Source organism: Shewanella spartinae, from assembly GCF_019457555.1.
GTDB lineage: Bacteria > Pseudomonadota > Gammaproteobacteria > Enterobacterales > Shewanellaceae > Shewanella > Shewanella loihica.
The window spans coordinates 3,422,088-3,447,422 of record NZ_CP080418.1; the positions used below are offsets into that span (position 1 = coordinate 3,422,088).

The window sequence follows — 25,335 nt, forward strand, 5'->3', positions numbered from 1 at the left end:
CCTTTCATTTCCGGGGCCATGCCGCAGTCAACTTGTCGCTCGGTTCCTTGGAGAGTTATCCATCCTGGATAGACTTTGAGGTGGAAGACACTGTGTCTAACCAACGAGAGCCATTATATTTAAATGTAGTTTTATTACAAGCTTTTTTTCTATTTTTTTTAAAAAACCCTTCAAACTGTAATTTTACTACATCAAAACCCCATTACGAGGCGGGTCGAGATCACGCTTTTTCACCCTATTGTGATCCGGCAACAAAAAGGGGCAAGCCTATGCTTGCCCCGGTCAAATTTTGCGCCCAGCTAGGCTAGGGTCTGCTTGGTTCAGCCGCGGATCAGCTGACACAAACTGACAAGTGGCGCCGCGGTAGGCGTGCCATACAAGGGATCCCCCTCGGTCGCACTACCCGCAATATCCACATGGGTATAGGCCAGCGGCTTGTCGCTCGTCAGTCCATGGGCCTCCAACCCTGAGGCCTTCAGCAGGAAGGCCGCGGGATACTGATGGCCCCTGGCCGTCACAGAGGAAGGCGCGTTGTTGGAGGACAGCACATCCGCCGCGCCAGAAGGATCGACAATCTTCTGATAATCGTCACGGCGCAGGCGTGATACCTCTATCGGCTCACCCCAGGCCTCACTGATCGCCTGCAGGCTGTCACCCACCTGCTGCTGACGCGCCACGGCATTTTCGACCACTGCGGTATAGCCGCCGTAGGCGCGCACCACATGGCCGGTCAGAGTCGCTACCGAGAAGAGCTGCGGCGCCACGGCGTCCTGGGCCTTGAGTCTGAGATGCGACAGCAGATCCGCCAGCACCAAACGCCCTTCGGCGTCTGTATTGCCGATACGCACCCGCACACCTGCGTGGCTGGCGATGATCTCATCGGTCACGAAGGCCTCGCTGCCAATGCTGTTACGCACCAGGCCAAGCTCGGCCACCACACGAACGCCCTTAGGTTTCAGCAGGGCCAGGGTCTTCATCAGGCCGGCAACCGCGGCCGCGCCGCCCTTGTCACGGCTCATCCCCGCCATGGCGCCGCCAACCTTAAGGTCGGCCCCGCCCGTGTCATACACCACCCCCTTACCGGCAAAGAAGTAGCTGCGCTCGATAGGCCCCTCGGCCTTATATTCCAGCTTGACCACTCTAGGCTGATGCCTTGAGACCGCAAAAGAGGCGCGGCCCACGGCGCTTAGCAGCGGATAGTCACGCTCCAGCACGTCTCTGTCTTCGACAACCGACATGGTCAAACCCAGCCCCTCAAGCGCATCGACACAATACTGGGCGAAGGCGGGCGCCGACATGCGCTCAGGCTCAGTGCCGCAAAGGTCGCGCGCCAGGTGTTTACCCGCCTCGATGGCGCTGAGCAGTTCACCTGCCTTATCGTCCACCAGCAGGCCTATCTGCGAGATGTTGTCCATCTCACCCAGTGCCTCGCGGCGCTCCAGCGACTGCCATAACGCCTGGGCACAACCCAGCGCGGCAACCCCTATGGACTGCGCATATCTCGCCTGAGTCGATGGCGTGACGATCAGCAGCGGACGTCTGGCGCCGGCATCGAAGGCTACTTTTATGCCTTGGCGAGCGGCGTCGCTATAGCCGCGTACATCCTGAATATCGCTGTCGCCATCTGCCACCGGCGCCACAATCAGGCGACCACCGGCCAGCCCGGGGGCAAACAACAGCGTGGTCGAGCGCCCTACCCTGGCATCCACCTGGGCGCCATGGCTGGCGAGCATGGCCAGCTCCTCCTGGGCGATGGCGTCTAGGCCATGGGTTACCAGCACCACGGCATCCCACTGGTTATCGTCAAAAATGGCTTCTGAATCTGTTACATCTATAAATTGAACCCCGGTCATGCCTCATCCTTTTCATCTAGCGGTTTTTCGGTCTTAGCCGAATCAACTGGCACCTATATAAGCCATACAAGCGCCCTGAGCTTTGACAGATCTTTGCCTGCCTATCGTGAATATCAACCTCTCACTAAAGACAATACTAACCCCTGCCATCTCTGTAATGCCGCTTACCCAAGGTTTGAGGGTTGGGTTAAGGCCATGTCCAGCAAGGTTAAATCGCCGTGAGTGTTGGCATTATTCTCCTATCTGGCGCCAATGCCAAATGAAAATAATGATGCCGCCCCTTAAGGCGCCTTTTGGCGGGTGGCAACTTAGTATGACACTTGATGGATACCTACCCGCTTTCATGCCCCCGCACCACTAGAGTCTATGATAGACTATCGCCAAATTTGACCTCAAAGACCTTTATTACAGAGGAGTTTGTCCGTGAGCACATTAAGTCAATTGCAACCTCAGGCACTTTGGCAGTGGTTTGAACAGATCTGCGCCATTCCCCACCCTTCCAAGCATGAGCAGGCACTAAGCCAATACATCCAAAACTGGGCCAAAGACAAACAACTCAGCGTTGTCGAAGATAAGGTTGGTAACCTGATCATCAAGAAGCCGGCGACCCCTGGCATGGAAAACCGCAAGGTCGTGGCCCTACAGGCGCACATCGACATGGTGCCGCAGAAAAACGCCGACAAGGTGCATGACTTCGAGAAAGATCCAATCGAAGCCTATGTAGACGGCGAGTGGGTTAAGGCCAAGGGCACCACCCTGGGCTCAGACAACGGCATCGGCATGGCCTCTGCGTTGGCGATCCTCGGCAGCGACGACATCCCACACGGCCCGCTGGAAGTCCTGCTGACCATAGATGAAGAAGCAGGCATGACAGGTGCCTTCGGCCTGGAAGCCGGCTACCTGGACGCCGAGATCCTGATCAACACAGACTCAGAGCAGGAAGGCGAGATCTACATGGGCTGCGCCGGTGGCGTCGATGCCCAGATCACTGTGCCTATGGTATGGCAGGCGGCCGAGCCGAGCCTGTCGACCTACACCCTAACACTCTCAGGACTTAAGGGCGGTCACTCAGGGGTGAACATTCACCTGGGTCGAGGCAACGCCAACAAGCTGTTGGCCCGATTCCTGTTTAACCACGCCGACGAGCTGGCACTGGAGCTGACCAACTTCAGCGGCGGCTCGCTGCGTAACGCCATCCCTCGTGAGGCCAGCGTCAGCTTCATGCTGCCAAGCGAAAACCTGCCACGCCTCGAGGCCCTGATCCAGGAATACACAGCTTTGGTGCGTCAGGAACTGGCCATCGCCGACCCAGACATGCTGTTGACCCTCAGCGAGATCCCGGCCGCCACCCAGGTGATGAGCGAAGCCACCCAGCAGACACTGATCGACCTGCTTAACGCTTGCCCTAACGGCGTGATGCGCATGAGTGATGAGATCCAAGGCGTAACCGAGACCTCGCTCAACGTTGGCGTGATCACCACAGAAGCCGAATCGGTAAGCATCCTCTGCCTCATCCGCTCGCTGATCGACTCGGGCCGCGAAGAGGTCGAAGGCTACCTCACCGCCCTAAGTAACCTGGCCGGTGCCGAAGTGGAATTCAGCGGCGCCTACCCAGGCTGGAAACCTGACAGCAGCTCTCCTGTGATGGCGATTGTGAAAGACACCTACGAGTCTATCTACAACAAGGAACCTGTCATCATGGTGATCCACGCGGGTCTGGAGTGTGGTCTGTTCAAGAAGCCTTACCCAGAGATGGATATGGTTTCCATTGGCCCCACCATCCGCTTCCCACACAGCCCAGATGAGATGGTACTTATCGAGACCGTCGAGCAATACTGGAAGCTACTCCTCGCCGTATTGGAACGTATTCCAGAGAAAGCGTAATAGATATCGGAACTAGGTAACTGATGAGAAAAGGCGTCTAACAAGACGCCTTTTTTGTTGGCGAAATTTAGGGGGTTATCTTCGTAAAGGTAGAATTTAATGCCTTAGCGTAATAGAGCACGCCTTGATTTGAGTCTCTACCAGACTCTGGTATTTGAAAGGTTATGGAATGTCACCACTTCATGGTGTATCAATTGCCTGCAGCATGCCTTTCGTGCAAACACGCTTTTGGCTCGCAGCAAGTCCATCCATGGATGCTCTACGAAATCACCCATGATTTCGAAGGCCATAAGCGTGTTCACACCGAGTTATCAGTCTCTTCGATTTGGCCTTGCTTGTATCACCCTAAAATCAACAGCTAAATCATTTTTGGACAAAAGTGCGCTAACGCAAACACTCTAAAGGTAGACTGAAGGATTAAGAAAAGTATTAGTAACGCCAAGCTCACCTGCAGTTTTTGCGGAGAGAAATTGTGCAAAATGGAGCTACGCGACATACACAATTAAGCGTAGCAAAAAATGTCAGGTGCAACTTTTTGTTATATGCGTTGTTTAAATTAAACTACGTTTAAAACCACAGGACGGTAACTTTTTTTTATGGCCTTCATTATATTGGACTTGTTAACATGGTGTATTTGATGAAATTGTCGATTAAATTTCATTGAAATAATAAAAATATAAGATTTTGTCAGCGATACAAATATGTCCGAAATTTTCCTTGCATTTTCAATATCTTGGTTAGGGAAATAATTTAGAGCGGAAATGTGTTGCATGTTTGATTTTCGAGCAGTATGAGTATCCTCACACAAATCAGAATACTGTTTTTTTATGTCATTAAAGCATGATGTAAGAGGTTCATCTGAAAATAAACTGATTTTAGAAGCTTCTTCAAATATTTTGTAAACACGTTTTTCAGAAGTTATGTCTGGTAGTTCTTCCACTGAAATACCTTTTACAAAAGTCTCAATTGAACTCCGCAACATTAACCTAGAAGCCTTATACCCACCATTAAAGGTAAGAAAAAAACTGTTCCCTAAATCAGATAAAGACTCAAAAAGATAGTTTTTACAATCATCATTATTATTAAACTCGTTATTGTCGAGATCTTGACTATTAAGCTCAACTAATAAAGCTAATAGGGAAAAATATTTTTTATGTATTTTGGAAATAATAGGCAACATAGCTGTGTTTTCAGCAAGGCCTTGAAGGTTATAGTTTTTTATAAACCTGACTAAGTGTTCCAAGTCAGCAGATAACTCTCTAGACATTCAATTACCTATCAAGATTTATTTAATTTTGAAATTGCTTCATTCCAAGAGAAATCTATATTATTACGAGATTTTTTGAATTGAATTAACTTATCGTCACTTTCCGTCAACACGGATAAAGCATCCATCACAGTTAATAGTTTGTCTTTATCTACTTTTGTAATCTCTGTAACAATAAAACCAATTAGCTCGTATCGAGAACGTCGATCATTTCTAGACATTTTTATACTAAATAGGTTTTCTGCAAAATCTACAATATCCATATTTGTCCTAAACAATTCTTTATCCTGCAGGAGAAATGGCAAAACACCTATATAATGCTTCAGTTTATTGACCTGTTGAACCTCAGGAATTACAGACTGAGCTGGATCAATTTGACTACGGAGCAACTCCGAAATACTTTCGAGATCTACTTTTTTCTTAGAGTTCAACAACCAAGCTAGCTCTTCAATAAAGTTAGCGGCTTGCAATACTTTGTTTTTATCTCTAACTTTCATTGTCTATCCTTGTAAGCATTTCATCTACAATGCCCGACAGGGCAGTTTTAATTGCTGAGTCACTCAAATCTAAAATAAAGTTGTTTAATTGTTTACCTGCTACTTCCGTACGTTTAGGTAACTCTCTATTGTAAATTAAATTACTCCACCTTGAGTTCGAAGCGATAGTGCTTTTAGCAGAATTATAAACTCTTGTGCCTTTCTCTGTAATGGTTAAAACTAAACCAATACACTTGATAGAGAGATCAAGGTCGTCTTTCTTTTCGCTTACAATATTATTCAGCAAATCTATCCCTGTTAAAGAAATAGGATCTGCCTTAACAGGTATTAAGTAATAATCTGATGCAATTAATGCGCTTGTCATCCATAAAGATGGCGTTGGTGGCGTGTCTATTATTACATAATCAAATAGTTCCTGATTGCTTTGAAGGTACTTTTTAAGTCTATTTTCACGTCCTTCACCGGGTGCAATCTCTAACCTGTAAAGCTCTAAATTTCCGGGCAAACACCATAGATTATTTTTTACTTTTACTGGTTCTATATCTGCGAGTTTTTTTGCAGTATTTTCAGATGCGCCATTGACCACACTAACACTGATTTTAGTTTCCTTATCAAAGAGATCAGTGATAGTTTCTTTTTTTTCTTTTAAGTGGTTCATGTATTGATCAGGAGTGAAAAGACATTGAGTAGCATTAAACTGAGGATCAATATCTACGATCAATACTTTTTTGTTGAATCTACGCGCTAAACTATCTGCAATATTTACTGATAATGTTGTTTTTCCAACACCACCTTTCATGTTTATTAAACTAATAACCTTCAAAATGACTTCCTTTAATTATATTGATTTTTACTTCACTCTTCCATACTCAGGTGCTTCACAAACATTTGGGGTAACTTCAAAGCATATAACATTTTATTAGTGTGCATGCGCGTTTACCTCGTTGGACCAGTGAAAACGCGCACAGTTAACTATCTGTATACAATGAACTTATCAGCATTCTGCTAAATATACCATCTGAAAAAACGCGCATGCGCGTTTTCCAAACCTATTATCTACTCAACTAGTACTGTAAACGATTGATTTTAAGCCAATATATTTAAACCGAAATGAAAAAACGCGCACGAATACAGGATGAAAATCGTTCAAAATCCTGATGATTCAAATGTAACTGTGTACTTATCCAGTTTTTTTGAGCAGGAGAGGTGAATTACATCTTACGGGTGTAGCGATGAAAACTTCTAGGCCAGAAAATCTGCTCGTTAATGATCCACCGACAACTTGTTAACTCATTTGGGGCAAAACCAAGCCGGCTTTTTTGATTAGCTATTCGTGTCCAACGCCGCCAAATCGAAGAGACGATAGATACCGAGTGCAGATGCATCTGCGGACGTCGATGGCAGGGATGCCATCGTCGAGCCTACAAGGAAGTATTCACGGCGTGTAGCAGATGTATCTGCACAAAAGCGAGCCGCAGGCTATTAATTACAGCGAAGGTACAACCTTCAATCGCCTCTCCAGCATCCATGCAGGTCTGAAGACGTACAGCGTGTCACAAAATGTACTTGCACATACGTCGTTCCTCCACATCTGACCCATAGGGATATGGGAAATGTCGGCCTGATGTCGGGAGCATCACTGACCCTGTGACCACGACATTGGTACTTCCTGTACGGCACCCGCCGGGCAGGCGTTAGATAAAGATGAAGGAGTGACATTCAACCTTCCAGCCAATAAACAAGGTGGTGAAGGCAATAGCTAGATTTCACCGACCAAAAATGGCAGGCGAACATTCGCCAATCTACCCCTGCCCCTGCATCAAGGCAGTAATAAACTCCCTTAACCAGCGGTTGGCGTTATCCTGATCGGCGCTGCGATGCCAGTAGAGATGCCACTCTATCGGCTCCACCTCGAAGGGCAGCTTGAGGACCTTAAGGTCGGTATTTTTTGCCAGACTCTCGGGCACTGTGGTCGCCAGATTCGTCTCGGCCACCAGCTTGGGCGCGGCCTGATGATGCTTGGTACGTACCTGGATGTTGCGATGTTTGCCGAGACGGTTAAGCGCGGCGTCGACATAACCTACCCCCTGACGGCGGCTGGAAACATGAACATGGGATAGGGCCAAATACTGCTCCAGGCTCAGGGTGTCGCCAACCTCAGGATGATCCTTCCTCACCAGGCACACATAGGGCACAGTAACCAGTGGATGATGGTAAAGGTCGGGATGGGTGACTATGGGGGCGTCGATGGCCAAATCCAGCCTGCCGGAAACAAACTCCTTTAGCATCTCCTCCCGCGATACCGGATAGCTGGAGATAGACAATTTGGGCGCGTGCACCTGCAAGGCGGCAAGCAGGGATGGCAACATGGTCTCTTCGGTCACATCGAACATCCCCAGCTGAAAATGATGCTCCGCAAGTAGGGGGTCGAAGCTGTCCCCAAGGTGCATGCTACTGCTCAGCAACTTAAGGGCTTCGCGTACCTGGCCTATCATATTTTCTGCCACGGGCGTGGGCATCATGGCCTTAGGGGTGCGGATAAACAGGGGGTCGTTGAGGCTGGTTCGCAGCCGGCTCAGGGCATTGCTGACCGCAGGTTGAGTGATACAGAGACGCTCGGCTGCCCGGGTGAGGTTGCGCTCGGTGTAGATGGCGTCGAACACCACAAACAGATTTAAATCAACATTTTGTAGACGCATTGGCGCTCCCATCGGCAGCTGGTTATATACATCACATGAATAACAAGGTATCAAAATAATAAAGTACGTAAATATTAGTACAGCCACTATACTTTTTTCAACGCAAAGATCGCCAACGGGCGGTCTAAACCATTATTAAAGATGCGAGGATTGAGCATCAATCCGTCACTAGTTTAGGGAGCCCAAGATGAGAGAAGCCGTAATCGTATCCACCGCCCGCACAGGGATGGCAAAGTCATTTCGCGGATCGTTAAACAACACCAAGTCCCCAACCATGCTGGGCCACTGCATCAAGCACGCCGTCCAACGCGCCGGGGTTGAGGGCGGCGAGATAGATGATGCCATCATGGGCACAGTGCTCACCGCCGGCACCGCCGGGATGAACATCGCCCGCAACGCAGTGCTTGCCGCAGGCCTGCCTAACACCGTCTCGGCCCAGACCATAGACCGTCAATGCTCATCGGGCTTGATGGCCATCGGCATGGCCGCGAAACAGATCATCGTCGATCAACAGCAGATAGTGGTTGCCGGCGGCCAGGAAAACATCACCGCCGTACAGAATGAATATATGAAGTGGGCCGCCGATAACGCCGACCCCAAGGTGATGCAATTCGAGCCCCACGCCTACATGCCAATGCTGAAGACCGCCGAGCATGTGGCCAAGGTCTATGGCGTCAGCCGCGAGGCTCAGGACATCTACGCCTTGATGTCGCAGCAGCGCACCGCGGCCGCCCAGGAGGCAGGCTACTTCGACGACGAAATCGTCCCCTTCACCACCACCATGGCGATTCAGGACCGTGAGACCAAGGCGATCTCCTACCAGCAGGTGACCCTGGACCGCGACGAGTGTAACCGCCCATCGACCACCATGGAGAGCCTGCAAAATCTGGCGCCGGTGATCGAAGGTGGCTTTATTACTGCGGGTAACGCCAGCCAGCTCAGCGACGGCGCCTCCGCCTGTGTGGTGATGGAACGTAAACTGGCCGAACAGCGTGGCCTAGCGCCACTTGGCATCTATCGCGGCATTGCGGTAGCCGGCTGCGCGCCGGAAGAGATGGGCATAGGCCCCATCTACGCCATCCCTAAGTTGCTGAAACAACACGGCCTGACCATAGATGACATCGGGCTGTGGGAGATCAACGAAGCCTTCGCGGTGCAGGCGCTCTACTGCCGCGATCATCTGGGTATCGATCCCGCCCGCTACAACGTCAACGGCGGCGGCATCTCCATCGGCCACCCCTACGGCATGACGGGCTCGCGTCTGGTGGGCCATGCGCTCATCGAAGGCAAGCGCCGCGGCGTCAAATATGTGGTCGTCGGCATGTGTATCGGCGGCGGCATGGGTGCGGCCGGCCTGTTCGAAGTCGCCTAACAAGACGCGGCACCAGACTGATGGCAGCGCTCTATCTCATCCGGCACGGTCAAGCCTCCTTTGGCAGCGCCAACTATGATCATCTCTCTGACCTTGGCACCCAGCAGTGCCTCTGGTTGGGAGAGTACCTCAAAGAGCGCAGTATCCGTTTCGAGCGCATCATCTGCGGCGATATGGCGCGCCATCGCCAGTCGGCCGAGGCGATCTGCCAAGGGCTTGAGCACCGCCCTGAATTTGAATGCCACCCTGGCTTCAATGAGTTTGACTTTATGACGCTACTGAAAGGCTTCGGCGAGGCAAACCCGCAGCACGCCATCAGGGATTGGCGCAATCCCCGCGAGGTGTATTCCTGCCTCAGGCTCGCCATGTTGGCCTGGTCGGAGAACACCCTGCCCGCCGAGGTGCCGCTGGAAAGCTGGCAGGCCTTTCAGCAGCGGGTGGCCGACGGGCTGGATTTTGCCCGCCGCCAGCCCAAGGGCAACACTCTGGTTGCCACCTCGGGCGGCGCCATCAGCATCGCCCTAAGCCAAATTATGGGCTTTGGCGCCCAGACGGTGGTGAACCTGAATTTGCAGAGCAAGAACTCGGGGATCACCCACTGTTATTTCTCTGACAGCGCCACCTATGTTACCGGCATCAATGCCACCCCCCATCTGGATCGTCCAGACCGATGGGATTCGGTCAGCTACAGCTAAAGGAATCTACCATGAACTTCGAATTCTCACCCAAAGTACAAGCGCTGCGCGAACGTCTGCTGGCCTTCATGGATGAGCACATCTACCCCAACGAATCCCTGTGGGAGCAACAGGTCGAAGAAGGCGATCGCTGGGAGTCACCGGCTATCCTGGCCGAGCTGAAGGCCAAGGCCAAAGACGCCGGCCTGTGGAACCTCTTCCTGCCCCAAGTCTACGGCGAGTTCAGCCCAGGCCTGACTAACCTTGAATATGCGCCCCTGGCGGAGATCATGGGCCGGGTCTACTGGGCCTCGGAGGTCTTTAACTGCAGCGCGCCGGACACGGGTAACATGGAGGTGCTGGCCCGCTACGGCAACAAAGAGCAACAGGAACGCTGGTTGCAGCCGCTGCTAAATGGCGAGATCCGCTCGGCCTTCTCCATGACAGAACCCGATGTCGCCTCCTCAGATGCCACCAACGTTGAGACCTCCATCGTCCGTGACGGCGACGAGTATGTGATCAACGGCCGCAAGTGGTATATCTCAGGCGCCTGTAACAATCACACCCAGATCCATATCGTGATGGGCAAGACAGATCCCGATAACAGCAACAAATACCTGCAGCAGTCTATGATACTGGTGCCGGCCAACACCCCTGGGGTCAGGGTCGTGCGCCCCATGAAAGTGTTTGGCTATGACGATGCCCCCGAGGGCCATGCAGAGGTGATCTACGACAATGTCCGCGTGCCGGTGAGCAACATGCTGCTGGGTGAAGGACGCGGCTTCGAAATCGCCCAAGGCCGCCTCGGCCCAGGCCGTATTCACCACTGCATGCGCACCGTGGGCCTGGCCCAGCGCGCGCTGGAGCAGATGTGTGAGCGTGCCGAGACCCGTATCGCCTTCGGCAAACCGCTGAGCAAGCAACAGTCGGTGCGTGAAGCCATCGCCAAGTCGGCCTGCGAGGTCGAGCAGGCACGCCTGCTGACCCTCAAGGCGGCGGCCAAGATGGATCAGGGCGGCAACAAGGCCGCGAAAGACCTGATCGCCATGATCAAGATTGTCGCCCCCAACATGGGCTGCGCCGTCATCGACCGCGCCATTCAGCTCCACGGCGGCGGTGGTCTGAGCCAAGACTTCTTCCTGGCAAAAGCCTACACGATAACCCGCTCCATACGTCTGGCGGACGGCCCGGATCAGGTACATATGATGCAGCTGGGTCGTAACCTGGCCCGCGACGTTCACGCCCAAAACCTGGTCGCTCAACATGCTGCAAAACCTGTGGGAGCCGTATCATGAGCCGCGCCGTGGAAAACCTGGACCTCGATACACTCCAGCCCTATCTCGAGGCCCATGTTGCCGGCTTTAAGGGGCCAATGCAGGTCGAGAAGTTTGCCGGCGGCCAGTCTAACCCTACCTTCAAGCTGACGACGGCGTCCGGCATCTATGTGCTGCGCCGTCAGCCGCCGGGCAAGTTGCTTAAATCCGCCCACGCGGTGGATCGCGAGTACCGAGTGCTCAAGGCGCTCGCCGACACAGATGTACCGGTGGCCAAGGTGTATCACCTGTGTGAAGACACCAGCGTCATAGGCTCAATGTTCTACCTGATGGAGTACTGCGAGGGGCGCATCTATTGGGACGCCGCCCTGCCCGAGGTAAGCCGCGAGGAACGCGGCCAGCTGTACGACGAGATGAACCGGGTATTAGCGGCGCTACACAACGTCGACATCGACAAGGTGGGCCTTAGCGATTACGGCCGGCCCGGCAACTATTTTCAGCGCCAGTTCGACCGTTGGAGCAGCCAATACCGCGCCTCGCAGACCGATCATATCGAGGCGATGGAAGCCTTGATGACCTGGCTGGGTAATAACATTCCCGAGGATGACGGCCGGGTATCCTTGGTCCACGGCGACTACCGACTGGACAACCTGATGTTCCACCCAACTGAGCCAAAAGCCGTCGCCTTGCTGGACTGGGAGCTCTCGACCCTGGGCCACCCCTTTGCCGATCTTGGGTATCTCTGCATGCAGATGCGCATGCCCGCCATAGGCACAGTGTCAGGCCTTCGCGGCAAAGATCTGGCCGAGCTTGGGATCCCAGATGAGCAGGCCTATGTGAACAGCTACTGCCAGCGCACTGGCATAGACAAGATAGACAACTTCGGTTTCTACATCGCCTTTAGCTTCTTCCGCCTGGCCGCCATCATCCAGGGCGTCGCCAAGCGCGCCATCGATGGCAATGCCTCCAACAAGAACGCCGCCGAGCTGGGCCAGCATGTAGGGCCGCTGGCGGAAATGGCACTGGAAGCCATCGCCGATCAGATTAAGGAGTAACGCCATGGACAATAAATCACTGTTTGACCTAAGCGGGCGTATCGCCCTAGTAACCGGCGCCAGCCGCGGCATAGGCGCCGCCATCGCCGAGCTATTGGCCGCATATGGCGCCCATGTGATTGTCGCCAGCCGCAAGGCCGAAGGTTGCCAGGCGGTGGCCGAGCAGATCATCGACAATGGCGGCAGCGCCGAGGCGATGGCCTGTCATGTGGGGGATCTCGAGGCCATCCAGGCCACCTTCGAGCAGATCCAGGCCAAACACGGCAGGCTGGATATCCTGGTCAACAACGCCGCCACCAACCCCTACTTCGGCCATATTCTCGATACGGATCTCAATGCCTTCAACAAGACCATGGAGGTGAACCTGAGGGGCTACTTCTTTATGTCGGTCACCGCGGGTCGCATGATGCGCGAGCAGGGCCACGGGGTGATCCTCAACACCGCTTCGGTCAATGCGTTGCAGCCTGGGGAGATGCAGGGGATCTATTCCATCAGCAAGGCGGCCGTGGTCAGCATGACCAAGGCCTTCGCCAAGGAGTGCGCGCCGCTAGGAATCCGCTGCAACGCCCTGCTGCCCGGTTTCACTAAGACCCAGTTTGCCGGCGCCCTGTTCAGCAACGACAAGATCTATCAGCAGCTGATCGCCAGGATCCCCATGGGCCGCCACGCCGTGCCCAGCGAGATGGCCGGCGCCGTGCTCTACCTGGTCAGCGATGCCAGCAGCTACACCACGGGGGAAACTCTGGTGGTGGATGGCGGCCTGACGCTCTAACAGAGGAAGAATCAATGCAGTCGAATTTTGAAGGTAAGGTGGTGCTCATCACGGGCGCCGCCAGCGGTTTTGGCAAGCTGCTGGCCCAGCGCTTGGCCCCTCAGGGCGCCAAGCTGGTGCTGGGCGATATTAACGATACGGCGCTCGACGCCCTGTGCAGCGAGCTGGGCGAGTGCGCGGTCGGCCAGCGCTGTGATGTCAGCATCGAGGCCGATCAGCTGGCCCTGGCCCAGCTGGCCGAAGAGAGTTTTGGCCGTCTGGATATCGCCATCAACAATGCCGGTATCTCGGCCCCCATGAAGAGCCTGCTAGAGACCACAGAGGCCGACATGGACCTTAGCTTCGCCATCAATACCAAGGGGGTGTTCTTTGGCATGAAGGCGCAGATCCCTCTGATGCAGAAACATAAGTGCGGGGCGATTTTAAATGTCGCCTCCATGGCCGGCATTAACGGCGCCCCCAAGCTGACCCCCTATGTGGCCGCCAAGCATGCCGTGGTCGGCATAACCCGCACCGCGGCGCTGGAGTTTGCCGCCCAGGGTATCCAGGTCAACGCCATCTGCCCCTTCTTCACCCCAACGCCTATGGTGACCGAGGGGGTCGATCCCGCGCTAATCGAGCAGCTGACCCGCGCCGTGCCCATGCGCCGCTTGGCCGATCCAAATGAGGTGGTCAGCGCCATGCTGCACATGGTCAACCCGGACAACGGCTTTATGACCGGCCAGGCCATTGCCATCGATGGTGGCGTCTCTGCCATCTAATCCTCATTCACAACAATAACAAGGGTATCCCTATGACAAACGCCACCCTGTACCAAATTCACGGACGCACCGCCGTCATCATACTCAACCAGCCTCCGGTCAACAGCCTGGGGCTGGCGCTGCGCACCCACCTGCTGGCCGATCTCAAGAGAGCCGAAGCCGATGAGTCGGTAGATGCCATATTGCTCGCCTCCTCGGGTAAGCTGTTTTGCGGCGGCGCCGACATCAGCGAATTTTCTTCCGACGACGCCCTCGCCAAGCCAAACCTGCCTCAGGTCTGCGATGCCCTCGAGAACTCACCTAAGCTGGTTGTTGCCGCCGTGAACGGCCTGGCCCTTGGCGGCGGCTGCGAGCTGACGCTGGCCTGCGACTACCGCATCGCCCTGCCTGCGGCCAAGCTGGGTCTGCCCGAAGTTAATTTAGGCATTCTGCCCGGCGCCGGCGGCACCCAGCGCCTGCCCCGCATCGGTGGCGTTCAGCTGGCGCTTGAGATGATCACCAGTGGTCGCCCCCTCGGCGCGGCGGCTATGCTGGATGCTGGGGTGATCGATAATTTGTATCAAGAGGGCGGCGACTTCATTCAGGCCGCGGTCGACTTTGCCCAAGAGCTGGTCACGCAGCACCAGCCTAAGCGCAGCTGCTTCGAGATGAGTGTCGATACCCGCAACATCAGCAGTGAGATCTTTAACGAGTTTCGCGCCGCCATTGCCAGACGCAGCCGCGGCTATTACGCCCCCGAGCGCTGCATTCAGGCGGTGGAAGCCGCCTGTGAACTGCCGCTGACCGAGGGCCTCAAGCGTGAGCATCAGCTCTTCATGGAGTGCCTGAATACGCCCCAGGCCCGCGCCCAGCAACACCTGTTCTTCGCCGAGCGTGGCGTTGCCAAGATCCCTGGAATAGACCCTAAAACCACGGCGACCCGCGAGATCCGCAAGGTGGCGGTGATAGGCTCAGGCACCATGGGCGGCGGCATCGCCATGAACTTCATCAACGTGGGGATCCCCACCCAGATCCTGGACCTCAACGGCGAGGCACTTGAGCGTGGCCTTGGGGTGATCCGCAAGAATTACGAATACACCCTCAAGAAGGGCAAACTGAGTCAGGCCCAGCTCGATGAGCGCATGGCGCTGCTCAGCGGCACCACAGATTATGCCGACATCGCCGATGTCGACCTGGTGATCGAAGCCGTATTCGAGAAGATGGAGATCAAGAAGCAGGTATTTAAGACCCTGGATGCCACCTGTAAGCCCGGCGCCATACTGGCCACCAACACCTCCACCCTGGATGTGGACGAGATAGCGGCGGTGACCTCCCGCCCTCAGGACGTGCTCGGCCTGCACTTCTTCAGCCCGGCGAACGTGATGAGGCTGCTGGAGATAGTGCGCGCTAACAAGACGGCGCCGGATGCCCTGCTCACCACTGTGCAGCTGGCACAGCGCATCAAGAAAGTCCCTGTGGTCTCTGGTGTCTGCTGGGGCTTTATCGGCAACCGGGCGACCGACTCTTACCTGCGTGAATCCATGTCGCTGATCCTCGAAGGGGCGAGCCCGGCGCAGATAGACAAGGTACACACAGAGTTCGGCATGCCGATGGGGCTGCCCTCCATGGTCGACCTGGCCGGTATCGATGTGGGCATCCTCACCCGGGAAGATCGCAAGGCGTTCACCACAGATCTGGACCCCAGCCACTTCGCCATACTGCACAAGCTCTATGCCAAGCAGCGTTACGGTCAGAAGACGGGCCGCGGCCTCTATATTTACGAGGGACGCGACAAACAGGAGGACCCAGAGGTGCTTGAGCTGGCCGCCGAGGCCGCCAAGGAGTTTGGCGTGACCCGCCGCTCGCCAGAGCAGATAAGCGACCGGGAGATCCTCGAGCGCACCATCTACCCCATCATCAACGAAGGGGCGCGGATCCTGGAGGAAGGCATCGCCCTGCGGGCCAGCGATATCGATGTAGTGCTGGCTTACGGCTTCGGTTTCCCCATCTTCCGTGGCGGCCCAATGCAGTATGCCGACGAGATAGGTCTGGAGACGGTCCTGACGGCGCTGAACAAGTATCGCGACACCCTCGACAAGGGAGAGCTGTGGTTTAAGCCTGCGCCCCTGCTGGAGCGGCTGGTGAGAGAAGGCAAGACCTTCGCCCAATACCAGGCTTAACTGGCGATTGGCGAACGGCCGTGTAGCTAACTCACGGCCAGCAAATATCTGCTGATAAACAAGGCGCGCCCAAGGGCGCGCTTTCGTCGTGCTCGAAGTCTGTCGAAACTAGCTTTCATTATGGCTGGCTTTGCACTAAACAAGAAACAGCAATCACCAAGCTAAGTGCAAACCGGTCTGGTTCAGACTAGTTACTGTCGGGCTGCAGTCCGCGGAAGAAGATGGCCACCATCTCATCATAGGTGCGTTGATACAGCTCGCCACAGGCCTGCTCCTCAGGCATACAGAGCCAACGCTGCACTATGTCGATGCGCAGCAGGTCATACATCTCACAGACGAGCTCTGGGGCGATATCGCCGCGTATGACGCCCTGCTCCTGCGCCCGCTTGACCCTGTCCATCCGCGGCTGGCGATACTCGGGCGGGAATAACAGATTCTTGCCTGCAGGCACCTGGGAGGAGTAATAGACGGAGGCGAAGAGCTCCGTGTGGCGCATGATCATCTGCAGAATATGCCTGTGGGCGATCACCCATAGCTGAATCTCATTGAGGTTTGGCGGCACCAGCGCCGAACGCACATCGGTCACATTCTCCGTGGGTGACGGCCAGAGGTTAACCTGGCGCAGCCAGCTCAGCAGCAGCTCCTCCAGCAACTGCGCCTTAGTGGGAAAGTAGTTGAAAAAGGTTTTCTGGCTGATGTTGGCCCGCGCCGCGATCTCATCGACCATCACCTCCTCGAAAGGCAAGGTCGAAAAGAGCTCCTCGGCGATATCCAGCAGGGTTTGACGCATCTGCAGCTTCTTGCGCTCCCTGAGGCTCATCTCGGCTCTCTTACCCCCAGCCTTAACCTCAGCCTTAACCTCAGCCTTAACCTCAGCCTTACCTTTAACCTTAACCTCAGCCTTACCTTCTGCCATGCCCTCTACCTTCCCCTCAGCCTTACCGTCTGCCATATCGTCCGCCACCTAAAACCTCACCTTGAGCGCGCTTCAAGTGAAAATGCCTTTCCTGAAAATGCCTTTCATTAAAACGCTTTTCTTAAAAACACTTTTCTTGAAAACGCTTGTCTCGAAAACACTTTTCTTAAAAACGCTTTTTTTCGAAAGCACATAAAAAATATCCCGGCATTCTAACTTACTGCCTTGATAAAACGAACTTTCGTTAGCTCGTCGCCACGCCGGTCTCGCCTTCAGAGATGTCACGTCCACACAAGTCTAAATGTAAATTAATTTAACAATAAGTCGTAAGTATTAACATCATAATTGACATATTTTTATAGTTACTGTAATTATACATTTGCTGTATAAGTAATGCCTAATGCCGAAATCCACAGATGGCTGCCGACCAAAAATCAAGGTCGAAACGGCCGCGGGATACGGTGTCGCAGCGTCAACAAGACTATAAGAAATTTCAAGCAGGACAGTTAACGGCTCCGGCTGCAAGGACTGGGTTGACTTGAATCGAATACGCCAGGTGGTGCCATAGGGCTAATCACGGGTTAGCACGATATGACCGGCACCGGCCCATAACAACAATAGCGAGGCAGAAACATGAACGAGCAAACCTATCTCCAGCAGGTCAAAGCACTCCAAGCGGCAAGATGGCCCAAAGGCACAACCCGGGAACCCATCTACCCCCATGGCGAAAAGCCGGTCACCGAGTATCTCTCCGCCTGGGCGAGACTCAACCCTACCAAGGTGGCCATCCAGTTCTACGGCTATGAGCTGACCTACGCCCAGTTGGATGAGATGAGCACCCGCTTTGCCAACGTCCTCAGAGGGCTTGGCGTGGGCCAGGGTGACGGTGTTGCCGTGTTCATGCCCAACTGCCCGCAGTTTCACATCGCCTTTCTCGGCATCTTAAAGTGCGGCGCCGTGCACATGCCGGTGAGCCCACTGTCGAAAGAGATGGAACTGCGCCACCAGCTGGGTGACAGTCAACCTAAGGTCGCCCTATGCTACGACGCCCTGCTGCCCACCATGCGCCCCGTCTGTCAGGAGCTGGGCATAGAGCACATCATCACCACCAGCTATACCGATGTCAGGCCCCGCGCCATCACCGCCGTGCTGCCTGATCTGTTTGAGATCCCCAAGACCCCCTTGGCAGATGGCATTATCGATTTCTTCGAGGCGATAGATAACGCCTCTAAGGAAGTACTGGACTATATCCCGGCGCTGGACGATCTTGCGGCCATCAACTACACCAGCGGCACCACTGGCATGCCCAAGGGCGTGATGCACACCCACCGCAACATGATAGGCACCATGGCCTCTTACTATCCGGTCACCTTTGGCGAGGTCGGCCCCGAAGGCACAGATCTGGTGATGCTCAGCTTCCTGCCAGAGTTCTGGATTGCCGGCGAAGACACAGGCTTACTGCTCCCCCTGTATTCGGGCGCGACTCTGGTATTGATGGCCCGCTGGGACACCAAGGCCTTTATGGAGCTGGTACACCACCACAAGGTCAATATGACCATCATGCTGATAGACAGCGTGGATGAGATCCTCAACCACCCTCAGCTCCACCAGTTCGACCTCACCTCGCTGACCACAGTGCCCTGCATCTCCTTCATCAAGAAACTCAACCGAGACTACCGTCAACGTTGGCGCGAGCTGACCGGCACCACACTGTTCGAGGTGGCCTATGGCATGACAGAGACCCACACCTGTGACACCTTCACCCGCGGCTTCCAGGTGGATGACATGGATCTCTCCTTCGACCCGGCATTCCTTGGCCTGCCCGTGCCCGGCACAGAGATTAAGATCTGCGACTTTGTCACCGGCGAGCTCATGCCCCTGGGCGTGGAAGGCGAGATTCAGATCCGCACCCCAACCCTACTCAAGGGCTACTGGAATAAGCCAGATCTGAACAAAAACCTGTTTGAAGAGGGTGGCTGGTACCGCACCGGCGATCTGGGAATGATCACAGAGGAAGGCTTCTTCCGTTATCTGGGCCGCCGCAAGGAGATGCTCAAGGTCAACGGCATGAGCGTATTCCCCACCGAGGTGGAAAGCATGCTGGGCCAACATCCGGCCATCGCCTCATGCGGCGTCGTCGGTCGCCCCGACGAGCGCAAGGGTCAGGTGCCCGTGGCCTTCGTTACCCTAAAGCCGGGCTTCGACGAGACCCAAGAGTCCCTGCAGGCCTGGTGTGTGAATGCCATGGCCATCTTCAAGGTGCCGGAGATCCGCATCCAGGAGAGATTACCTATGACCGCCACCGGCAAGATCCGTAAGGTGGATCTGGAGAAAAGTTTATGACACGTGTTTTAAATCGGATCCTGATTGCCAATCGGGGTGAAATCGCTATCCGTATCGCACAGACCTGTGCCGATATGGGCATCGACAGCCTGGCAATCTACGCCGAAGACGACAGTCAGTCGCTGCATACCAAGAAGGCCGATCAGGCCGTGGCCCTCGAAGGCCGCGGCGTCAAGGCGTACCTGGATATCGAGCAGCTGATTGCCGTGGCTAAGGCCCATGGGTGTGATGCCGTGCACCCCGGCTATGGCTTCCTGTCTGAAAACAGCAGCTTCTCAAAGCGCTGTCACGAGGAGGGGATCTGCTTCATCGGCTCATCGGCCGAGTTGCTTGACTTGCTGGGCAACAAGGCTACCGCCCGGGAAACCGCCCTGCGCTCAGACACGCCGCTCACCGGCGGCATCAACAAGCCCTGCAGCCTGGAAGAGGTGCAAGCCTTCTTCACCAGCCTGGGTGATGGCGCGGCGGTGATGATAAAGGCCCTGGCCGGCGGTGGCGGGCGCGGCATGCGTCCCGTCAGCCGCTATGAGGATCTGGCCGAGGCCTATCGTCAGTGCCGCGAGGAGGCGATCATCGCCTTCGGCAGCGGCGAGCTGTACGTGGAGCAACTGGTGCAACATGCCCGTCACATCGAGGTGCAGATCTTGGGTGACGGCACAGGCGCCGCGGTGCATGCCTGGGAGCGCGAGTGTACCCTGCAACGCCGTAATCAGAAGCTGCTGGAGATCGCCCCCAGCCCGAGCCTTGACGACGCGACGCGCATGCCAATCATCGAGGCGGCATTACAACTGGCCAGCGACGTGAAATACCAGGGCCTTGGCACCTTCGAGTTCCTGCTGGATGCTGACGATCACAGCAAGTTCTACTTCATGGAGATCAACCCACGGATCCAGGTGGAGCACACCATCACCGAAGAGATCACCGGCCTGAACCTGGTCAAGTTACAGATATTGCTCGCCGCCGGTAAGACGCTGGCGGAGCTGTCGCTGACTGAAGCGCCAATCAAACGCGGCTGCGCCATTCAGGCCCGCATCAACCTGGAGCAGATGTTGCCCGATGGCAGCACCAAGCCTGCCTCTGGGGTGATCAAGGCCTACCAGGTGCCTAACGGCCATAACGTGCGCGTGGATGACTACCTGTACGCAGGTTACAAGGTCAGCCCCAGCTACGACTCATTGGGCGCCAAGATCATCGCCAAGGGCGAAGACTACAGCGCCGCGCTAAACAAAGTCTACCTCAGCCTCAAGGCGCTGAATATCGACGGGGTGCAGAGCAACAAGGCGCTGCTGATGAATCTGCTGCAGCGTGAAGAGGTGCAGCACAACCGTCTCAGCACCCGCTTCGTCGAGGCCCACATGGCCGAGCTGTTGGCCGATGACGACCACCACGAGCACTTCTTCAACATCGCCAGCGACCAGCAAGAGACGGTGCAGGCGGTGAATATTCCCGCCGGCTGTGAGGGGGTCAAGTCTCCCACCGCAGGCGTGCTGGTGCAGGTCAACATCGAATCTGGCGACGAGGTGTACGCCGGCCAGGAGATCGCCGTCATCGAGGCGATGAAGATGGAGATCCCGGTAAAATCTGAGCACGCAGGTATCGTCACCGAGGTGCTAACCGGCAACATCGGCGAGGTGATCGACGAGCATCAGATCCTGGCGGTGATTCAGCCGGGCGAGGTCTCAGTCACCGGCGGTCAGACCGAGATGGAGATCGATCTCGATTATATCCGCGCCAACCTGGCCGAGTTCTTCGACCGCCGCGACAAGACACTGGATGAGAGCCGCAGCGATGCCGTGGCCAAGCGTCATAGCGAGGGCAAGCGCACCGCCAGGGAAAACCTTAACGATCTCCTCGACGAAGGCAGCTTTAACGAATATGGCCAGCTGGCCATCGCCGCCCAGCGCCAGAAGCATGCCATCGATAAGTTGGTGGAGATCAGCCCGGCCGATGGCAAGATCACCGGCATAGGCACAGTCAATGCCAATAGCTTCGGCGAGGAAGCCGCACGCTGCGCCGTGATGTCCTACGACTACACTGTCATGGCGGGCTCACAGGGCCTGGTCAACCACAAGAAGACCGACCGCCTGCTGGAACTCTGTAAGAAGTGGAAACTGCCACTGGTGATATTCGCCGAGGGGGCCGGTGGGCGCCCCTCGGATACCGACTACCCTGGTGTGGCCTTCCTGAACCTGCACACTTTCTCCTCCCTGGGCGAGTTGTCAGGTTTGGTGCCCACCGTGGGTATCGCCGCCGGTAACTGTTTTGCCGGTAACGCGGCCCTCTACGGCGTGTGCGATCTCACCATCGCCACCCGTCAGGCCAGCATTGGCATGGCGGGGCCGGCGATGATCGAAGGCGGCGGCCTGGGCGTCTTTAAACCCGAAGAGGTGGGGCCGCCGTCGGTACTCAGCCCCAACGGGGTGATCGACATTCTGGTAGAAGATGAAGCCGAGGCGGTTGCGGTCACCAAGAAGTACCTCTCCTACTTCCAGGGCGATATGAGCGAATGGCAGGTGGCGGATCAGCGCAAATTGCGTCATCTGATCCCCGAAAACCGCATGGCCATCTATGACATCCGCGAAGTGATCGACACCCTGTGTGACAAGGACTCGGTGTTGGAGCTAAGGCGCGAGTTTGCCAAGAATATGATCACCGCCATGGTGCGTATCGAGGGCAAGGCCTACGGCCTGTACGCCAACGATCCACGCTTCCTCGGCGGCGCTATAGATGCCGATGCCGGCGACAAACTGGCCCGCTTTATCCAGCTGTGTGACGCCCACGATATCCCTATGATCTCTTTGTGCGACACCCCTGGCTTCATGGTGGGCCCTGAGTCGGAAAAACGCGCCACTGTACGCCATATCTCCCGCCTCTTCGTCCACGGCGCCAACAGCACTGTGCCTCTGTTCGCCCTGGTGCTGCGTAAGGGCTATGGTCTGGGCGTCATGGGGATGACGGGTGGCGGCTTCACCGCACCTGTGTTTACCGCCTCCTGGCCAAGTGGCGAGTTTGGCGCCATGGGCATAGAGGGTGCGGTGCGCATCGCGGCCAAGCGACAGCTGGAGGCGATAGAGGATCTTGAGGAGCGCGAGGCCACCTTCAAGGCCATGGTGGATAAGCTCTACAGCCACGGCAGCGCCATCAATACCGCCAGCTATCTGGAGCTGGATGCGGTGATCGACCCCATGGAGTCCCGCGACTGGATCGTTCGCGGTCTGGCCTGCCTGCCAAAACCCGAGAAGCGCAGCGGCAAGAAACGTAACTGTATCGATACCTGGTAAAGCCCAAGGCTGTCAAACAACTCATTTTACCGGTATCAGATAAGCCCAAAGCCAGCCAGTGCGACGCACAGGCTGGCTTTTTTTCTCCCTGTTTTATCGCGTCTAACCTCCCCTATCACGGCCCTGTCACAGCCCTTCTCCTGTCGCCTCTTAAGCGGCTCACTAAGCAGCATTACGCAGCGCTAGGCGCCCTGAGGCTGCCCCAAGCCGATACAATGCAACCGGGCAATACAGCGTCTCGACGACAGGCAAAGCGCGCTGAGAAGAGGCTGAGAAAGCTGAGAACGCTGAGAAAGGCATGCCGCGATTCGGTGAGGCGCAGATGGGAGAAGCAGGGATTCGAGTTAAAGAGCAGAAGGGAAGGAGCTGGAGAGAAAGAGCAGAAGGTAAAAAAATGCCAGCCGGAGATCCCTCTCGACTGGCATTGCTAATGTTAATCCTACTTGTATGGCTAGTATCGGCTATCTAAGACCCAGGCCATAGACAGCCCTAGCGTGCCCCCTAGGACTAGAACCAGGCGTCCTGCATATCGAAGGGCACACTGTTATGGCTCTCCAGCAGGGCGATCTGCGGGTCGATCTCCGGCAGTTCCCACTCCAGGTAATAGCGAGCCGCCTGCAGCTTACCCTGGTAGAAGTTGGCGTCATCGACAGACAGAGCCCCCTCTTCGGCCAGCTTGGCCGCGGCGATATTGGCCTGCTGTAGCCAGATCCAGCTAGCAGTGATGCGGCCAAACACGTCCAGATACAAAGTGGCGTTGGCCAGGCCCAAATCCGGATCTTTGGCCAGCATGGGCAGTAGCACGGCATTGAGCCTGCTCAGCTTGCCAAGTGCGGCGAGCAGGGAATTCCCCATCTCGGCCGTCGCCTCTCTTGCGCCAGCCTCGGCGGCAGTGGCTTCCACCGCCTTCACGAAGAGCTCATAGGCGGCCATATTTCCCATAGGCACCTTGCGTCCCAGGATATCCAGGCCGTGGATCGCCTCCGTCCCCTCATGGATTGGGTTGAGGCGATTGTCGCGATAATACTGCTCCACCGGATACTCGCGGATATAACCCGAGCCACCTAGCACCTGTATGGCCAGATCGTTGGCCTTGAGGGCGTACTTTGAGGGCCAGGATTTGACTATGGGCGTCAGCAGATCCAGCAGCATAAAGGCCTGCTGACGGGCCTCTGGCGTATCTGCCGTGTGGCTATCTTCAAACAGCGAGCTGGCATATAGACACAGCGCCAGCGAACCTTCCACATAGGCTTTCTGCGCCAGCAGCATGCGGCGCACATCGGCATGTTGCACGATAGGGATCTGCATGGACTCTGGATCTTTGTTCGATGGCAGACGCCCCTGGGGACGCTCACGAGCGTATTCCAGGGAGGCATTGAAGCCCTGGTAGCCCAGCACCGCCGCCGTGCTGCCGACGAAGATGCGCGCCTCATTCATCATCTGGAACATGTAGGCCAGGCCCTTGTGGGGCTCGCCGACCAGGTAACCCACGGCGCCGCCCTTCTCGCCAAATGACAAGACGGTAGAGGTGGTGTTACGAAAGCCCATCTTGTGCAGCAGACCGGCCAGGGCCACGTCGTTGCGCTCCCCCTGGGAGCCATCGTCATTGACCAGGAACTTGGGCACGATAAACAGGGAGATCCCCTTGACGCCGGCCGGGGCGCCCTCGATCTTCGCCAGGGTCATGTGGATGATGTTCTCTGTGATGCTCTGATCGCCGCCTGAGATAAACATCTTCTGGCCCGTGATCAGATAGCTGCCGTCGGCCTGTGGCACCGCCTTGGTGGTGATGTCGGCCAGCGCCGAGCCCTGACCCGGCTCTGTCATCGCCATGGTACCGGCGAAGCGGCCCTCCTGCATGGGGGGAATAAATTTAGCCTTCTGCTCGTCGCTGCCAAAGCTCTGGATCAGGTTAGCCGCCCCCAGACTCAGGCAAGGATAGCCGGCGGTGGCGGTATTGGCGGCGCTGAAATAGGCCATCGCGGCGCGCAGTATGATCTCTGGCAGCTGCATGCCGCCATCTTCGAAGTCATAGTGGGCAGCCAGAAAGCCAGCATCGGCAAAATGATCCCAGGCCTCCTTGGTTTCCGGGATCATCTGCACCCTTTCACCATCGAAGGTCGGCTCCTGCTCATCCCCCTTGTGGTTGTGATTGGCAAAGTATTTCTCGGCGATGGTTTTCGCCGTCTCCAGGGTGGCGTCAAACACCTCGCGGCTGTGCTCGCAATAACGGGGGCGCTGCAGTAGTCCTTCTGTGTCCAGGAATTCATACAGCAGAAAATCCATGTCGCGGGCATTGAGTAGTTGTACTGTCATTGGGAAACTCCATTAACGTCTGCGAAAATTGGCCTAGTGAACCGCACTCTGGCACAAAAGCCCTCACGAGTGAGGGCGCTGTGGCGCAGGGACAAGATCTGCCCGGCCGGTATAAACTGGGTACCTAAACCTAAGCCGATATCCAATAAACTCAATAAGTTATGTGATGAAACGGCAGCACTATCTCCGCCGTTTTATCAACCATTAGGATT

Annotated in this window: 17 protein-coding genes; 10 read left to right on the plus strand and 7 right to left on the minus strand. The window is 55.6% G+C overall.

What is annotated here, in order from left to right; genetic code table 11:
- Window positions 1-320: 320 nt before the first annotated feature.
- A complete protein-coding gene (locus tag K0I31_RS14845; RefSeq protein ID WP_220078873.1) occupies window positions 321-1,853 on the minus strand; it encodes a M17 family metallopeptidase in 1,533 nt (510 codons plus the stop codon).
- Window positions 1,854-2,276: 423 nt separating this feature from the next.
- On the opposite strand from K0I31_RS14845, the gene K0I31_RS14850 reads away from it, so the two are divergent.
- The gene (locus K0I31_RS14850) at window positions 2,277-3,737 is read left to right on the plus strand and encodes an aminoacyl-histidine dipeptidase (RefSeq protein WP_220078874.1); all 1,461 of its coding nucleotides are present in this window, start codon (window positions 2,277-2,279) and stop codon (window positions 3,735-3,737) included.
- Between the two features lie 556 nt (window positions 3,738-4,293).
- Here the strand turns inward: K0I31_RS14850 and K0I31_RS14855 are convergent.
- The 4 genes from K0I31_RS14855 to K0I31_RS14870 form a co-directional block, all read right to left on the minus strand.
- Window positions 4,294-5,004: a hypothetical protein gene (locus K0I31_RS14855; protein ID WP_220078875.1), complete on the minus strand. Its 711-nt coding sequence runs from the start codon at window positions 5,002-5,004 to the stop codon at window positions 4,294-4,296.
- Between the two features lie 11 nt (window positions 5,005-5,015).
- Window positions 5,016-5,501: a hypothetical protein gene (locus K0I31_RS14860; RefSeq protein WP_220078876.1), complete on the minus strand. Its 486-nt coding sequence runs from the start codon at window positions 5,499-5,501 to the stop codon at window positions 5,016-5,018.
- Complete coding sequence (locus tag K0I31_RS14865) at window positions 5,491-6,324, minus strand: ParA family protein (RefSeq protein WP_258406514.1); 834 nt, start codon at window positions 6,322-6,324, stop codon at window positions 5,491-5,493. Before K0I31_RS14865 ends, K0I31_RS14860 begins: the two co-directional genes overlap by 11 nt.
- Window positions 6,325-7,303: 979 nt before the next feature.
- Complete coding sequence (locus K0I31_RS14870; RefSeq protein WP_220078877.1) at window positions 7,304-8,200, minus strand: LysR family transcriptional regulator; 897 nt, start codon at window positions 8,198-8,200, stop codon at window positions 7,304-7,306.
- Between the two features lie 187 nt (window positions 8,201-8,387).
- Here K0I31_RS14870 and K0I31_RS14875 point away from each other — a divergent pair, with 187 nt between their 5' ends.
- Genes K0I31_RS14875 through K0I31_RS14905 form a run of 7 tightly spaced genes read left to right on the plus strand, consistent with a single transcriptional unit; the run spans window position 8,388 to window position 16,267 of the window.
- Window positions 8,388-9,572 carry an acetyl-CoA C-acyltransferase gene (locus tag K0I31_RS14875; protein ID WP_220078878.1) on the plus strand — a complete coding sequence of 395 codons (1,185 nt, stop codon included), beginning with the start codon at window positions 8,388-8,390 and terminating at the stop codon, window positions 9,570-9,572.
- Window positions 9,573-9,592: 20 nt separating this feature from the next.
- Window positions 9,593-10,267 (plus strand): histidine phosphatase family protein, encoded by a 675-nt coding sequence (locus K0I31_RS14880; protein WP_220078879.1) that lies wholly within the window; start codon window positions 9,593-9,595, stop codon window positions 10,265-10,267.
- 11 nt (window positions 10,268-10,278) lie between these two features.
- Entirely contained in the window at window positions 10,279-11,541 is a 1,263-nt protein-coding gene (locus tag K0I31_RS14885; protein ID WP_220078880.1) for an acyl-CoA dehydrogenase family protein, read from the plus strand.
- On the plus strand, window positions 11,538-12,575 hold the full coding sequence (locus K0I31_RS14890) for a phosphotransferase family protein (protein ID WP_220078881.1): 1,038 nt from the start codon (window positions 11,538-11,540) through the stop codon (window positions 12,573-12,575). Before K0I31_RS14885 ends, K0I31_RS14890 begins: the two co-directional genes overlap by 4 nt.
- Before the next feature lie 4 nt (window positions 12,576-12,579).
- Window positions 12,580-13,347: an SDR family oxidoreductase gene (locus tag K0I31_RS14895; RefSeq protein WP_220043095.1), complete on the plus strand. Its 768-nt coding sequence runs from the start codon at window positions 12,580-12,582 to the stop codon at window positions 13,345-13,347.
- Between the two features lie 14 nt (window positions 13,348-13,361).
- On the plus strand, window positions 13,362-14,108 hold the full coding sequence (locus K0I31_RS14900) for an SDR family NAD(P)-dependent oxidoreductase (RefSeq protein ID WP_220078882.1): 747 nt from the start codon (window positions 13,362-13,364) through the stop codon (window positions 14,106-14,108).
- A 32-nt stretch (window positions 14,109-14,140) separates the two neighbouring features.
- Window positions 14,141-16,267 (plus strand): 3-hydroxyacyl-CoA dehydrogenase NAD-binding domain-containing protein, encoded by a 2,127-nt coding sequence (locus tag K0I31_RS14905; protein WP_220078883.1) that lies wholly within the window; start codon window positions 14,141-14,143, stop codon window positions 16,265-16,267.
- A 187-nt stretch (window positions 16,268-16,454) separates the two neighbouring features.
- On the opposite strand, the gene K0I31_RS14910 is transcribed toward K0I31_RS14905, so the two are convergent.
- A complete protein-coding gene (locus K0I31_RS14910) occupies window positions 16,455-17,231 on the minus strand; it encodes a TetR family transcriptional regulator (RefSeq protein WP_220078884.1) in 777 nt (258 codons plus the stop codon).
- Between the two features lie 585 nt (window positions 17,232-17,816).
- Between K0I31_RS14910 and K0I31_RS14915 the strand changes: the two genes are divergently transcribed.
- Entirely contained in the window at window positions 17,817-19,526 is a 1,710-nt protein-coding gene (locus K0I31_RS14915; protein ID WP_220078885.1) for an AMP-binding protein, read from the plus strand.
- Window positions 19,523-22,807, plus strand: coding sequence for a carboxyl transferase domain-containing protein (locus K0I31_RS14920; protein ID WP_220078886.1), 3,285 nt, complete (start codon window positions 19,523-19,525; stop codon window positions 22,805-22,807). The genes K0I31_RS14915 and K0I31_RS14920 overlap by 4 nt, the downstream gene beginning before the upstream one ends.
- Before the next feature lie 507 nt (window positions 22,808-23,314).
- Here the strand turns inward: K0I31_RS14920 and K0I31_RS14925 are convergent.
- On the minus strand, window positions 23,315-25,123 hold the full coding sequence (locus K0I31_RS14925; protein ID WP_220078887.1) for an acyl-CoA dehydrogenase: 1,809 nt from the start codon (window positions 25,121-25,123) through the stop codon (window positions 23,315-23,317).
- Window positions 25,124-25,335: the final 212 nt, after the last annotated feature.